The sequence below is a fragment of the Micromonospora citrea genome (assembly GCF_049629545.1).
Classification (GTDB): domain Bacteria; phylum Actinomycetota; class Actinomycetes; order Mycobacteriales; family Micromonosporaceae; genus Micromonospora; species Micromonospora citrea_A.
In genome coordinates this window covers 303016-315738 of sequence record NZ_JBNADX010000004.1, presented here as the reverse complement: position 1 = coordinate 315738, position 12723 = coordinate 303016, and the positions used below count along the sequence as shown (strand labels likewise).

At 73.7% G+C, this 12723-nt stretch carries 12 protein-coding genes and 1 tRNA gene; 6 read left to right on the top strand and 7 right to left on the bottom strand.

The window, feature by feature from the left end; genetic code table 11:
• Positions 1 to 201 precede the first annotated feature (201 nt).
• The gene (locus ACPFP2_RS07690) at positions 202 to 1131 is read left to right on the top strand and encodes a ribonuclease Z (protein WP_424087474.1); all 930 of its coding nucleotides are present in this window, start codon (positions 202 to 204) and stop codon (positions 1129 to 1131) included.
• Positions 1128 to 1637 carry an N-acetyltransferase family protein gene (locus ACPFP2_RS07685; protein ID WP_424087472.1) on the top strand — a complete coding sequence of 170 codons (510 nt, stop codon included), beginning with the start codon at positions 1128 to 1130 and terminating at the stop codon, positions 1635 to 1637. Before ACPFP2_RS07690 ends, ACPFP2_RS07685 begins: the two co-directional genes overlap by 4 nt.
• Positions 1638 to 1726: 89 nt before the next feature.
• Here the strand turns inward: ACPFP2_RS07685 and ACPFP2_RS07680 are convergent, their stop codons facing one another.
• Positions 1727 to 3097 (bottom strand): cystathionine beta-synthase, encoded by a 1371-nt coding sequence (locus tag ACPFP2_RS07680; RefSeq protein ID WP_424087470.1) that lies wholly within the window; start codon positions 3095 to 3097, stop codon positions 1727 to 1729.
• A gap of 76 nt (positions 3098 to 3173) precedes the next feature.
• Positions 3174 to 3530, bottom strand: coding sequence for a YkvA family protein (locus ACPFP2_RS07675; RefSeq protein ID WP_088977466.1), 357 nt, complete (start codon positions 3528 to 3530; stop codon positions 3174 to 3176).
• Positions 3531 to 3711: 181 nt separating this feature from the next.
• On the opposite strand from ACPFP2_RS07675, the gene ACPFP2_RS07670 reads away from it, so the two are divergent.
• The 3 genes from ACPFP2_RS07670 (at position 3712) to ACPFP2_RS07660 (ending at position 6963) form a co-directional block, all read left to right on the top strand.
• Positions 3712 to 4764 carry an SGNH/GDSL hydrolase family protein gene (locus tag ACPFP2_RS07670; protein ID WP_424087468.1) on the top strand — a complete coding sequence of 351 codons (1053 nt, stop codon included), beginning with the start codon at positions 3712 to 3714 and terminating at the stop codon, positions 4762 to 4764.
• A gap of 49 nt (positions 4765 to 4813) precedes the next feature.
• Positions 4814 to 5617: an SGNH/GDSL hydrolase family protein gene (locus ACPFP2_RS07665; RefSeq protein WP_424087466.1), complete on the top strand. Its 804-nt coding sequence runs from the start codon at positions 4814 to 4816 to the stop codon at positions 5615 to 5617.
• Positions 5618 to 5700: 83 nt separating this feature from the next.
• On the top strand, positions 5701 to 6963 hold the full coding sequence (locus tag ACPFP2_RS07660; protein ID WP_424087464.1) for an acetyl-CoA C-acetyltransferase: 1263 nt from the start codon (positions 5701 to 5703) through the stop codon (positions 6961 to 6963).
• On the opposite strand, the gene ACPFP2_RS07655 is transcribed toward ACPFP2_RS07660, so the two are convergent.
• From ACPFP2_RS07655 to ACPFP2_RS07640, 4 genes are all read right to left on the bottom strand, one after another.
• Positions 6960 to 7280: a hypothetical protein gene (locus tag ACPFP2_RS07655; protein WP_424087462.1), complete on the bottom strand. Its 321-nt coding sequence runs from the start codon at positions 7278 to 7280 to the stop codon at positions 6960 to 6962. The genes ACPFP2_RS07660 and ACPFP2_RS07655 overlap by 4 nt on opposite strands.
• A 38-nt stretch (positions 7281 to 7318) precedes the next feature.
• Positions 7319 to 8074, bottom strand: coding sequence for a Bax inhibitor-1/YccA family protein (locus ACPFP2_RS07650; RefSeq protein WP_424087460.1), 756 nt, complete (start codon positions 8072 to 8074; stop codon positions 7319 to 7321).
• Positions 8075 to 8225: 151 nt separating this feature from the next.
• Positions 8226 to 9047, bottom strand: a complete 822-nt coding sequence (locus ACPFP2_RS07645) for a Bax inhibitor-1/YccA family protein (protein WP_424087458.1) — start codon at positions 9045 to 9047, stop codon at positions 8226 to 8228.
• 110 nt (positions 9048 to 9157) lie between these two features.
• Positions 9158 to 9238, bottom strand: a tRNA-Leu gene (locus ACPFP2_RS07640).
• 102 nt (positions 9239 to 9340) lie between these two features.
• Between ACPFP2_RS07640 and ACPFP2_RS07635 the strand changes: the two genes are divergently transcribed.
• Positions 9341 to 11176 carry a hypothetical protein gene (locus ACPFP2_RS07635; RefSeq protein WP_424087456.1) on the top strand — a complete coding sequence of 612 codons (1836 nt, stop codon included), beginning with the start codon at positions 9341 to 9343 and terminating at the stop codon, positions 11174 to 11176.
• Positions 11177 to 11270: 94 nt separating this feature from the next.
• Here ACPFP2_RS07635 and ACPFP2_RS07630 read toward each other — a convergent pair whose 3' ends face one another.
• On the bottom strand, positions 11271 to 12623 hold the full coding sequence (locus ACPFP2_RS07630; RefSeq protein ID WP_424087455.1) for an NAD(P)/FAD-dependent oxidoreductase: 1353 nt from the start codon (positions 12621 to 12623) through the stop codon (positions 11271 to 11273).
• Between the last annotated feature and the right edge of the window lie 100 nt (positions 12624 to 12723).

The following is a 12723-nucleotide window of genomic DNA, read 5'->3' as shown; positions in this document are numbered from 1 at the left end:
GTCCGCTAGCCGCTGTCCTCGACAGTGAAAGACCCGTCCGCCGCGAGGCGGGCACAGCACCATCGTCGAGACCGTGTGGCAGCGGTGCGGCGAAACCACGACAGCCACCCGACCCCCGGGGTGCCGGCCCAGTCCAGCCGGCCCGCGCGTCAGCGCGGAAGCCCCGGGGGTCGCTTCATGTCAGCGGCGGGAGGAGCGACCGTGTCGATGCGCGAGCTGGTGGTGCTCGGGACGGCCAGCCAGGCCCCGACCCGGCTGCGCAACCACAACGGGTACGTGCTGCGCTGGGACGACGAGGTGATCCTCTTCGACCCGGGCGAGGGCAGCCAGCGGCAACTGCTGCACACCGGGGTCACCGCCACCGACCTGACCCGGATCTGCGTCACCCACTTCCACGGCGACCACTGCCTCGGCCTGCCCGGCACCATCCAGCGACTCTCCCTCGACCGGGTCACCCGGCCGGTGGCGGTGCACTTCCCGGCCGGTGGCGCCGAGTACTTCGCCCGGCTGCGGCACGCGTCGAGCTTCTACGAGACCGCCGAGCTGGCCGTCGAGCCGATCGAGGCGGACGGGCAGCGGATCAGCCTGGGCGTCGGCACGCTGGAGGCCCGCCGGCTGCGGCACCCGATCGAGACGTACGGCTACCGGCTGGTCGAGCCGGACGGCTGCCGGATGCTGCCGGAGCGGCTGGCCGCGTACGGCATCGCCGGCCCGGCCGTCGGCGAACTGCTCCGCGTCGGACACCTGGACCTCGACGGGCGCCGCGTCACCCGGGACGAGGTGAGCGTGACCCGGCCGGGCCAGCGGTTCGCCTTCGTGATGGACACCGGCCTCTGCGACGGGGTGTACGCCCTCGCCGAGCACGCCGACCTGCTGGTCATCGAGTCGACCTTCCTGGAGTCGGAGGCCGCCCTGGCCGCCGAGGTCGGCCACCTGACCGCCGCGCAGGCCGCGCGGGTGGCCACCGAGTCGCAGGTACGCACCCTCGTGCTCACCCACTTCTCCCAGCGGTACGCCGACCCGCGTCGCTTCGCCGACGAGGCGCGGGAGCACTTCACCGGTGAGCTGGTGGTCGCCGAGGACCTGACCACCGTGCCGGTCCCGCCCCGGCGGGTAGCCTCGGCCCGGTGACCGTCACGCTGCGTCCCGCGACCGTCGACGATCTGCTGGCGGTCGGCGCCCTGCACCAGCACTCCCGGGTGGCGGCGTACTCGTCGTTCCTGCCGCCCGAGGCGCTGGCCGAGCCGTCGGCGCGGGCGATGGGGGCCTACTGGGTCGAGCGGTGGGGCTGGGAGCGCGACGAGCACCGGATGACGGTGGCCGAGCGGGACGGGCGGCTGGTCGGCTTCAGCTACCTCGGCCCGGACGACGAGGGCGACCCGGACACCGGCCTGCTCAGCGCCATCCACCTGGAGCCGGACGAGCGGGGCCGGGGCACCGGCCGGAGCCTGATGGTCGACGCGCTGGACGCGATGCGCGCGCGGGGCTGGTCCCGGGCGGTGCTGTGGGTGCTGCGGGAGAACACCCGCGCCCGCACGTTCTACGCGCGTGGCGGCTGGACCCCGACCGGGCAGTCCCGGGACGAGCACATCGGCCCGGTGGTGGTTCCGCAGCTGCGCTACGACCGGCCGCTCTGACCCGCCCGTCCTGTGGGCCGGTGCGCGGCGCGGAACGGCGACAGGGCCCACCCCGGTGCGGGGCGGGCCCTGTCGAGGGAACCGTCGGGTCAGCGTGCGCCGAGGTGGGCGAGCAGGTCCTGCCGGGTGAGCACACCCCGGGGCTTGCCGTCGACCAGCACCAGCGCCGCGTCGGACTTCTCCAGCAGGTTGACCGCCTCGCTCACCGGCTGGCCACCACCGATCATCGGCAGCGGCTCGGCCATGTGCCGCTCGATGGTGTCGTGCAGGTGCGCCTGGCCGGTGAAGAGCGCGTCGAGCAGGTCCTTCTCGGCGATCGAACCGGCCACCTCACCGGTGACGACCGGCGGCTCGGCCTTGAGCACCGGAAGCTGGGAGACGCCGTACTCGCGCATGTAGTCGATGGCGTCCCGGACCGTCTCGGTCGGGTGCACGTGCACCAGCTCGGGCAGGCCGCCCGGCTTGTTCGACAGCGCGTCGGCGACGGTCGGCTCGGTGCCGGAGTTGTCCAGGAAGCCGTACCGGGCCATCCAGGTGTCGTTGAAGATCTTCGACAGGTAGCCCTTGCCGCTGTCCGGCAGCAGCACCACGACCACGTCGTCCGGGCCGGCCTCGCGGGCCACCTCCAGCGCCGCGACCACGGCCATCCCGCAGGAGCCGCCGACCAGCAGGCCCTCCTCCCGGGCCAGCCGCCGGGTCATCTCGAAGGACGCCTTGTCCGACACCTCGATGATCTCGTCGGCGACGCCCCGGTCGTACGTCTGGGGCCAGAAGTCCTCACCGACGCCCTCGACCAGGTACGGCCGGCCGGTGCCGCCGGAGTAGACCGAGCCCTCCGGGTCCGCGCCGACGACCTTCACCCGGCCCTCGGACGCCTCCTTGAGGTAGCGGCCGATGCCGGAGATGGTGCCGCCGGTGCCGACGCCCGCGACGAAGTGGGTCATCGCCCCCTCGGTCTGCTTCCACAGCTCCGGGCCGGTGGTCTCGTAGTGCGAACGCGGGTTCGCCGGGTTGCTGTACTGGTTGGGCTTCCACGCGCCGGGGATCTCCCGGGCCAGCCGGTCGGAGACGTTGTAGTACGAGCGGGGGTCCTCCGGCGCGACGGCGGTCGGGCAGACCACCACCTCGGCGCCGTACGCCCGCAGCACGTCCTGCTTGTCCTGGCTGACCTTGTCCGGGCAGACGAAGACGCACTTGTAGCCCTTGAGCTGGGCCACCAGGGCCAGCCCGACGCCGGTGTTGCCGCTGGTCGGCTCGACGATCGTGCCGCCCGGCTTCAGGATGCCGGCGGCCTCGGCGTCCTCCACCATCCGCAGCGCGATCCGGTCCTTCACCGACCCACCCGGGTTGAGGTACTCCACCTTCGCCAGCACCGTCGCCCGGATGCCCTCGGTGACGTTGCGTAGCCGTACCAGCGGGGTGTTGCCGATCATCTCGACGACGTTGTCGTAGTACTGCACCTCGTTGTGCCCTTCGTTGCGGCGCCGGCGTCGGCTGCCGGGCAGACGTTTGCTTCGCCGCCCAGCGTACGTCCCGTCAGCCGATCACCTGCCCGGGGACCACGGGACGGCGTGCGGCCTCCCACTCCAGGAAGCGCTCCGTCTCGGCCAGCACGCTGCCGGCCAGCCAGGTCACCATGACCGCGTCGTCCAGCAGGCCGAAGACCGTCAGGAACAGCTCCGGCACCACGTCGACCGGGGAGACGACGTACGCCGTCGCCGCCGCCATCAGCGCCAGCCGCAGGCCGCCGTCGTACTCGCCCCGGGCGGTCGCCCGGATCATCCGGGGCAGCGCGGCCACCCGGGCGCCCAGCGACGGGCCACCCCGCGCGCCCGCCGCCAGCGCCCTCGCCAGCGCGGTGAAGGCCGCGCTCCGCTTCAACGTCCTGCCCATCGTCCAGCCCCTCTCGCCGGTCCCAGCGTGACGCGGGCCCGCAAGCCCCGGCCACCTGCGCCCCGGGGCCCGCTCACCCGTCGTCGTCATCCCCACCGGTACCCAGAACGGTCGTCCCTCAGCCACCGGGGAGCACGTACGACGACAGCGGCGTGTCGTGCCGGCGCGATACTGTCGCCGTATGGGGGTCGCTGGTTCCGTCGTACCGGTTGGTCCGCGCTGGCAGCGCGTCCGGCAGATCGCCCGGGCCGCGGCGATCGGCACGGGCGCGACCGCGGCGGCCGTGGTCGCGACCGGCGGGGTGCTGCTCGGGCAGGCCCGGCAGGCCCGGCGGACCATCCCGATGGCCGAGGCGCCCCCGCCGCGCTGCGACGGCGTCTACGGCGTGAAGCTGCCCGGCCCGCCGCTGACCATGGTGATCCTCGGTGACTCCTCGGCCGCCAGCTACGGCGTGCACCGGCGGCGGGAGACCCTCGGCGCGCTGCTCGCCACCGGGCTGTCCCGCCGGCTGCGCCGGCAGGTCAGGCTGCACCGGTTCGCCGTGGTGGGTTCCCTGTCGGCCGGGCTGAAGCCGCAGGTCGAGTCGGCGTTGGAGCACGAACCGGACATCGCGGTGATCCTGATCGGCGGCAACGACGTCACCAACCGCACCCCGCCCGGTCTGGCCGTGCGCTACCTGGTCGACGCGGTCCGGGCGCTGCGCGCGGCCGGCTGCGAGGTGGTCGTCGGCACCTGCCCGGATCTGGGCGCGATCCAGCCGATCCAGCCGCCGCTGCGCTGGCTGGCCCGACGGTGGGGCCGGCAGCTCGCCGCCGCCCAGACGGTGGCGGTGGTCGAGGCGGGCGGCTGGACGGTCTCCCTCGGCGACCTGCTCGGTCCCCGCTTCGCGGCGGAGCCGACCCGGATGTTCGCCTGGGACCGGTTCCACCCCTCCGCCGAGGGGTACGCCGTCGCCGCCGCCGCGCTGCTGCCCACCGTGATCTCCGCCCTCGGCGCCGGCCAGGAACGCAGACCTGTCCTCGGCCGTGGTGAGGGCGTACGCTCGCTGCCGCAGGCCGCCCAGGAGGCGGCGCGGCACGCGGGCACCGAGGTCAGCGGCACCCAGGTCCGGGGCCGCGACCGTGGGCCTGCCGGCCGGTGGGCGCAACTGCGCCGGCGGGCCTTCTTCGGCGTCGGCGCGGTGCCGCAACCCGGCACCGACGCCGACTCAGCCACACTGGAGGGATCGGCATGAGCGGGCGCGGGGTGGCTCGGCGCGGTCCCGACCGGAGGGAGGGAACGGCATGAGCGAACGGTCGTCCGGGGCGGAGCTGGCACTCCGACTCGGCAAGGCGGCGGCGGTCTCCCTGGTCGCCGGCACCATCGGCGGGGCCGCAGTGCTCGCCGGGCAGGCCGTGGCGGCGCGCGGTCGCAGCTACGCGCAGCCGGAGCTCGGCCTGGCGCTGCGCGCCACGGTCGGGCGGGTGGGCGCGCCGCCGCTGCGGCTGGTGCTGCTCGGTGACTCCTCCGCCCTCGGCGTCGGCGTGGAACGCTTCGACGAGACCGTCGGCGGTCAACTCGCCCACCTGCTGGCCGAGGGCCCGACCGGGCGACGGGTGCACCTGTCCAGCGTCGGCGTCTCCGGCTCACGCTCCACCGACCTCGCCACCCAGGTGGCCCGCGCGCTGCTCGGCGAACGCCCGGACGTCGCGGTCGTCCTGATCGGGGCGAACGACGCCACGTCGATGCGCCGGCCGGCCGAGGCGGCGGCGTACCTCGGCTCGGCGGTGCGCCGGCTGCGCGAGGCACGGGTCGAGGTCGTGGTGGGCACCTGCCCCGACCTGGGCGCCGTGCGCGCCGTGGCGCAGCCGCTGCGGCAGGTGATCGGCTGGTCGGGCCGGCGGATCGCCCGCGCGCAGACCACGGCGGTGCTGGAGGCCGGCGGCACCGTGGTCGACCTGGCCACCGAGACCGGGCCGGTGTTCCGGGCCGATGCCGGGACGCTCTGCCACGACGGTTTCCACCCCTCCGGGGACGGTTACCGGGTCTGGGCGCACGCCCTGCTCCCGGCGGTCGCCGCCGCAGCCACCGCCGCTTCCCCGCACTGACCGTCCCGCCGGGTGGGGCGGGTGACATTTCCCGCCGGGCGGGCTCCTTCCGCCTCAAGTTACTCGCGGGTTAACGTTGGTTCATGCCGATTGAGTCGTCCCGCGACGCCGTCATCGTCGCCACCGCCCGGTCCCCCATCGGTCGCGCGTTCAAGGGTTCGCTGCGCGAGGTCCGCCCGGACGATCTCGCCGCGACGATCGTCCAGGCCGCGCTGGACAAGATCCCCGGGCTCGACCCGACCGAGATCGACGACCTCTACCTCGGGTGCGGCCTGCCCGGCGGCGAGCAGGGCTTCAACATGGCCCGGGTGGTCGCCACCCTGATGGGCCTGGACGGCCTGCCGGGCGCCACCCTGACCCGCTACTGCGCCTCGTCGCTGCAGACCACCCGGATGGCGATGCACGCCATCCGCGCCGGCGAGGGGGACGTCTTCATCTCCGCCGGCGTGGAGATGGTCTCCCGGTACGCCCGGGGCAACTCCGACACCCTGCCGCCGGAGGCGCAGGCGCTGGTCGGCGGCGGCTGGGAGAACCCGCGCTTCGCCGAGGCCCAGGCGCGTTCGACGCGGCGTGCCCAGGGTGGCGCCGAGGTGTGGACCGACCCGCGTGCGGCCGGCGAACTGCCGGACATCTACCTGACCATGGGGCAGACCGCCGAGAACCTGGCCCAGGCGTACGACGTCACCCGCGAGGACATGGACGCCTTCGGCGTCCGCAGCCAGAACCTCGCCGAGAAGGCGATCGCCGACGGCTTCTGGGCCCGGGAGATCACCCCGGTCACCACCCCGGACGGCACCGTGGTCAGCACCGACGACGGTCCCCGCCCGGGCGTCACCCTGGAGGCGGTGGCCGGGCTCAAGCCGGTCTTCCGCCCGGACGGCCGGGTCACCGCCGGCAACTGCTGCCCGCTCAACGACGGCGCCGCGGCCGTGGTGGTCATGAGCGCCCAGCGGGCGCAGGACCTCGGCCTCACCCCGCTGGCCCGGATCGTCTCCACCGGCGTGAGCGCCCTGTCGCCGGAGATCATGGGCCTCGGCCCGGTCGAGGCGTCCAAGCAGGCGCTCGAGCGGGCCGGCATGACCATCGACGACGTCGACCTGGTCGAGATCAACGAGGCGTTCGCCGCGCAGGTGATCCCCTCCTACCGGCAGCTCGGCATCGCCGAGGAGAAGCTCAACGTGATGGGCGGCGCGATCGCGATCGGCCACCCGTTCGGCATGACCGGCGCCCGGATCACCGGCACCCTGCTCAACGCCCTCCAGTGGCACGACAAGACCATCGGCCTGGAGACCATGTGCGTCGGTGGCGGTCAGGGCATGGCGATGGTGCTGGAGCGGCTGAGCTAGAGCGCGTCCCGGGTCGCCGTCACCTCGGCGGCGGCCCGGGCCAGCACGTCCTCCGGCGGCGCGGCCGCGACCAGGTCGGCCGCGACCACCCGGAGCTGGTCGACCAGGGCCAGGTCGTTCGCCAGCCGGGGTACCCGCCGGCGCGGCCCGCCCTCGGCGTCCGCGCCCAGGTCGGCGATCTGCTGCACCAGCCGGTGCACGTGGTCCGCCCGGGACCCGTCGCCGCCGTCGGGGCGCGCCGCCCACCGTTGCTGCTGCCAGTGCCCCACCTGACGGACCAGCAGTCCCACCGCCCGGTCCAGCTCCGCTGCGCTCATCGCCGCAGAGTCTACGGCCGCGGCGGGGCGCTGCCCGTTCAGCGCCGCAGGTAGCTGAGCAGCCGGAGGATCTGCCAGTACAGGAAGACCAGCCCGACCAGGATCCCGAACGCGCAGAGCCAGGCGTAGCGGCGGGGCAGGCCGGTCCGGACCGACCGTTCCACCTGGTCGAAGTCGAGGATGAAGCTCAGCGCCCCGGCGATGATGGCGACGCCCGAGAAGACGTACGGCAGCCAGCCCACCTCGCCGGTGAGGCTGTAGACCTCCACCCCCTGCCGGCCGGTGAAGAGCCGGAAGACCAGGTTGACCAGGCTGATCGCGAGTACCCCGACCAGCGTCCCGACCACCAGCCGGGCGAGCCGGGGGGTGGCCCGGACCAGCCGGGCCCGGTAGAGCAGCGCCATCCCGAGGAACACCCCGAAGGTGCCCACCACGGCCTGCGCCACGATCCCCGGGTAGACCAGCTCGAACGCCCGGCTGGCCACCCCGAGCAGCACGCCCTGGAGCAGGGCGTACCCGATGATCGGGGCCGGGTGGGTGATGCCGCGCAGCGAGATCACCAGGATCAGCGCCACGCCGGCCAGCGCGGTGCCGGCCAGCGCCGCCGAGACCCACACCGCCTGCGGCACGACCACCCAGGCCACCGCCGCGGTGACCCCGGTGAGCAGCAGCAACCCGACGGTACGGACCACCACGTCGTCGACCGTCACCGCCTCCGGGCCGGTCGCGCCCGGCAGCCGGTGCTGCCGGCTGGTGTCGTCGAGCCGGTTCAGTACCGGATTGGCGCTGCGCACCCCGCCACCTCCTCGCCCGGCGTATCCCCTGGGTGTCACTCTGCCTGCGCCGGCCCGGCGGTGGCGGGGAAACGGCGAGGGCGGGCGGCACGGACGACGGCGCCCGCCGCCGCGCGAAGCGGTGGCGGGCGCCGGGGTGGCGGCGGAGGCGTCAGTCGTCGCCCTGGAAGTAGCTGATCAGCCGGAGCAACTCCAGGTAGAGCCAGACCAGGCTGACCACGATGCCGAACGCGGCGGTCCAGGAGTAGCGGGCCGGCAGCCCCATCCGGACACCGTCCTCGACCTCCTTGAAGCTCAGCACGAAGCTGAGCGCGGCGACCACGACGACGACCAGGCTGAAGCCGATGGCCAGCGGGCTGCCGTCGCGCAGGCCGGTGTTGACGCCGAAGATCGCCAGCAAGAAGTTGATCATCATGACGGCGAAGAGGCCGGCCATCACGGCGATCATGCCCTTGACGAACTTCGGCGTCGCCCGGATGACCCGCGCCTTGTAGAGCATGGTCATCACGAAGAAGACACCGAAGGTGGCCACCACGGCCTGGAGCACGATGCCGTCGTACCGCGTCTCGAACACCTTGCTGACCAGGCCGACGAAGGCGCCCTCGACCACCGCGTACGCGATGACCAGCGCCGGGTTCGCCATCCGGGAGAACGAGATGATCAGGCCGAGGACCAGGCCGACCATGGCGGCGCCGATCCAGGCGGGGCCGAGCAGGGCGTCCGGGACCAGCACCCAGGCGGCCGCGGCGGAGACGCCGAGGATGCCCAGGAGGGCGACGGTCTTGACGACCACGTCGTCGATCGTCATGGTGCCGGTCGCCGCCGGGGCGACCGGGTAGCCGGGCTGACCCGGGTACTGCTGCGGAATGCCGGGCTGTCCGTAACCGAACTGCCCGGGCTGGGCGTACCCGGCGGAACGCTCCCGCTCGGCCGCCTGGCCGAGCCGGGCGAGCACCGGGTTCGAGGTCTTCACTTTCAGGCCTCCCTCAGGGGGTCGTCGCACGTCCGACGTGCCCTTCCAGGGTACGGCCACCGGCCACGCCGCGCCGCACGGCAGGCTGTGGGAAAGCTGAGAGTCTCCGGTGCCCGGGGCGGGGGTCGAACCCGCACGCCTTGCGGCAGCCGCTTTTAAGGCGGCCGTGTCTGCCGTTCCACCACCCGGGCGAGGGACACCGGCGTGCCGACACGCGGCGGTGCAGTGCCACCGTAACCGTTCCACCGTCACCCGGCGTACCCGGTGACCGCCGCCGCACTAGGGTCGAGCGGGTGACCAGCACAGCCCGTACGGCGCCCGGTGCCGACCCCGACCTGGCTGTCGGCCGCACCGAGCCGACCGCGACCGGCTCCCGCACCGCCTGCTGGCGGACCCTGCTCCTGCGGCACCGCGTCGACCTGTCGGTCGGCCTGGCCTTCGTGCTGCTCGCGAGCTGGCTCACCCACGGGCTCTGGCCCGACCCGGGCGCCCGGGTGCTGGCCCTCAACCCGGCCGACCAGGCGCTCTACGAGTGGTTCCTGGCCGTCGACGCGCGGGCGCTGCGGGGCGACTTCGGCCTGCTCACCGACCGGCTCAACGCCCCGCAGGGGGTGAACCTGATGACCAACACCACGGTCATCGCGCTCGGGGTGCTGTTCGCCCCGGTCACCCTGCTGCTCGGCGCGCCGGTCACCTTCGCCCTGCTGGTCGCCGCGAACCTGGCCGGCACCGCGATCGCCTGGTACCTGCTGTTCACCCGGACCCTGCACGCCCGCCGGCTCGCCGCCGCGCTGGGCGCCGGGCTCTGCGGCTTCGGCCCCGGCATGGTGTCGCAGTCCAACAGCCACCTGCACATGACGGCGCAGTGGCTGGTACCGGTGATCGTCTGGCTGGTCGTCCGGCTGCTGCGGGCCGCCGACCCGGGGCCACGCTCGCTCGACCGGGCCGACCGGCGGCGACTGGCCACCTCCGCGGTCGGGCTGGCCGCGGTGGTCACCGTGCAGGTCTTCGTCGGCGAGGAGGTGCTCTTCCTCGCTGCGGTGGCCCTGCTGGTGATGACCGTCGCGTACGGCTTCGCCGACCGGGAGCTGCTGCGGCGGGCGCTGCCCGGCTTCGCCGCCGGGATGACGGTCGCCACCGGGCTGGCCCTGGTCGCCCTCGGCTACCCGCTGTGGTTCCAGTTCGCCGGCCCGCAGGGCGTGGCGGACGGCATGTTCAGCCCGCACTACTTCTCGGCCGACCTGCGCAGCTGGTGGACGATCTCCCCGCTGTCGGTGGTCGGTGACGACGACGCGGCCCGGCTGACCACCGGCCCGGCCGAGTACAACACCTTCCTCGGCGCGCCCCTGCTGCTGGTCACCGCCGCCTGCGCGCTCTGGCTGCGCCGCCGGCCGCTGGTGGTCGCCTGCACCGCCGGGGCGCTGGTCACCGGGGCGCTGTCGCTCGGCCCGCGGGTCGTCCTCGACGGTGATCCCAGCCCGGTGCCCGGGCCGTACGCGCTGCTCGCCGGGCTGCCGGTGGTCGACGGCGCGCTGCCGATGCGGTTCGCCCTGGCCGTGCTGCCGCTGGCCGGCACGCTGCTGGTGCTCGCCGTGGACCGGGCCCTGCGCGCCCCCGGCCGGATCCGGCTGCTGGTCCCGGCCGCCGTCGGGGCGGCCCTGCTCACGGTCTTCCCCGCTCCCCTGCCGACCACCGACCGCCCGGCGTTGCCGGAGTTCATCAGCGGGGGCCACTGGCGCGACTGCGTACCCCCCGGCGGCGTGCTGGCGCCGGTGCCGGCGGCCACCCCGAAGGAACCGTGGCCGATGCGCTGGGCGACGGCGACGGACGCGGAGTTCGGCCTGCCGGAGGGCTTCTTCATCGGCCCGCACGGACCGGACGGCTCGGCCGCGATGGGCACCTTCAAGCAGCCCACCTCGGCGCTGCTGGCGGACGTGGCGAAGCGGGGCGGCGAGCCGGTGATCGGCGAGGAGCAGCGGCGGCAGGCCCGCGCCGACGCCGACTTCTGGGGCGCGTCCTGCGTGGCGGTCACCGACGACGCCCCGCACGCGGAGAGCCTGCGCCGCACGCTGGTGCAGCTCTACGGCCCGGGTACCCGGATCGCCGACGCCTGGACCTGGCGGGTCTGACCGGTCCCTGCCTCCTCGGCCCGGCCACCCCGGAAGCCGACGACGAAGGGCCCCTCCCGTACCCGGGAAGGGCCCTCTCGGCGTGCGTGCCGGGTCAGACCGGCTTGCCGGCGCCCACCGGCTGCTTCGGAGCCGGCGGCGCGGACGCCTCGACGAACTCCTCACGCGGGTCGTGCAGCTGGCCGAGGGCGACGACCTCACGCTTGAGGAAGAACGCCAGCGTCCAGTCGACCACGACCCGGACCTTGCGGTTGAACGACGGGATCCGGCTCATGTGGTACGTGCGGTGCATGAACCACGCCGGCCAGCCGGTCATCTTGACGCCGTACACCTGGGCGACGCCCTTGTACAGGCCGAGGCTGGCCACGCTGCCCGCGTGCTTGTGCTTGTAGTTGACCGGCTCACGCCCGCGGATCACGTTCACGATGTTGTCGGCCATCCGGGAGGCCTGGCGCACCGCGTGCTGCGCGCTCGGCGAGCAGAAGTTGCCCGGTTCCTTGGTGAGGTCCGGCACGGCCGCGCAGTCGCCCGCGCTCCACGCCCCCTCGAGCACCGTGTCGCCGTCGACGACCTGCAACGTCGGCAGGCAGGTGACCCGCCGCCGGTCGTCGCGCGGGAAGTCCGTCGCGTCCAGCATCGGCGAGGGCTTCACGCCGGCCGTCCAGACGATCGTGTCGGCCTTGAAGCTGTCGCCGTCGGAGAGCTTCACCACGCCGTCGACGCAGGACTCCAGCCGGGTGTCCAGCCGGATGTCCATGTTGCGCTTGAGCAACTGCTGCACCGTGTAGGCGCCCATGTCCCGGTCCACCTCGGGCAGCACCCGCTGGGTCGCCTCGACCAGCACCCAGCGCATGTCCTCGGGCTTGAGCTCCGGGTAGTAGCGCAGGGCGTCGCGGGCCATGTCCTCCATCTCGGCGAGCGCCTCGATGCCGGCGTAGCCGCCACCGACGAAGACGAAGGTCAGCGCGTTACGGCGGACCACCGGGTCGACCGTGGCGGCCGCCACGTCCAGCCGGTCCAGCACGTGGTTGCGCAGGTAGATCGCCTCGCCGATGGTCTTGAAGCCGATCCCGTGCTCGTGCAGGCCGGGGATCGGCAGCGTCCGGGAGACCGAGCCGGGGGCCACCACGACGTGGTCGTACTGGATCTCCCGGGTCGGGCCGCTGATCGGCTGCACCACCGCCGTCTTGCGGGCGTGGTCGATCCGCGTCACCGCACCCACCAGGACCTTGCACTTGCGCAACTCACGCCGCAGCGGCACCACGGAGTGCCGGGGCGAGATGTTGCCCGCCGCCGCCTCGGGGAGGAACGGCTGGTAGGTCATGTGCGGCTGCGGGTCGACCACGACGACCTCGGCCTCACGGGAGCTCAGCTTCTTGGACAGGCGCAGAGCGGCGTACAGGCCGACGTGCCCGGCACCAACGACAAGGATCCGCTTCGGATTCACGTCATCTATCTTTCCCCGGGCGGCTCGGCTAATCCCGTCCGAGACCCCCATCTGTGACGGAGCACAACCCTTGTGACCTGCGCAACTTCTCCCGCCGTCC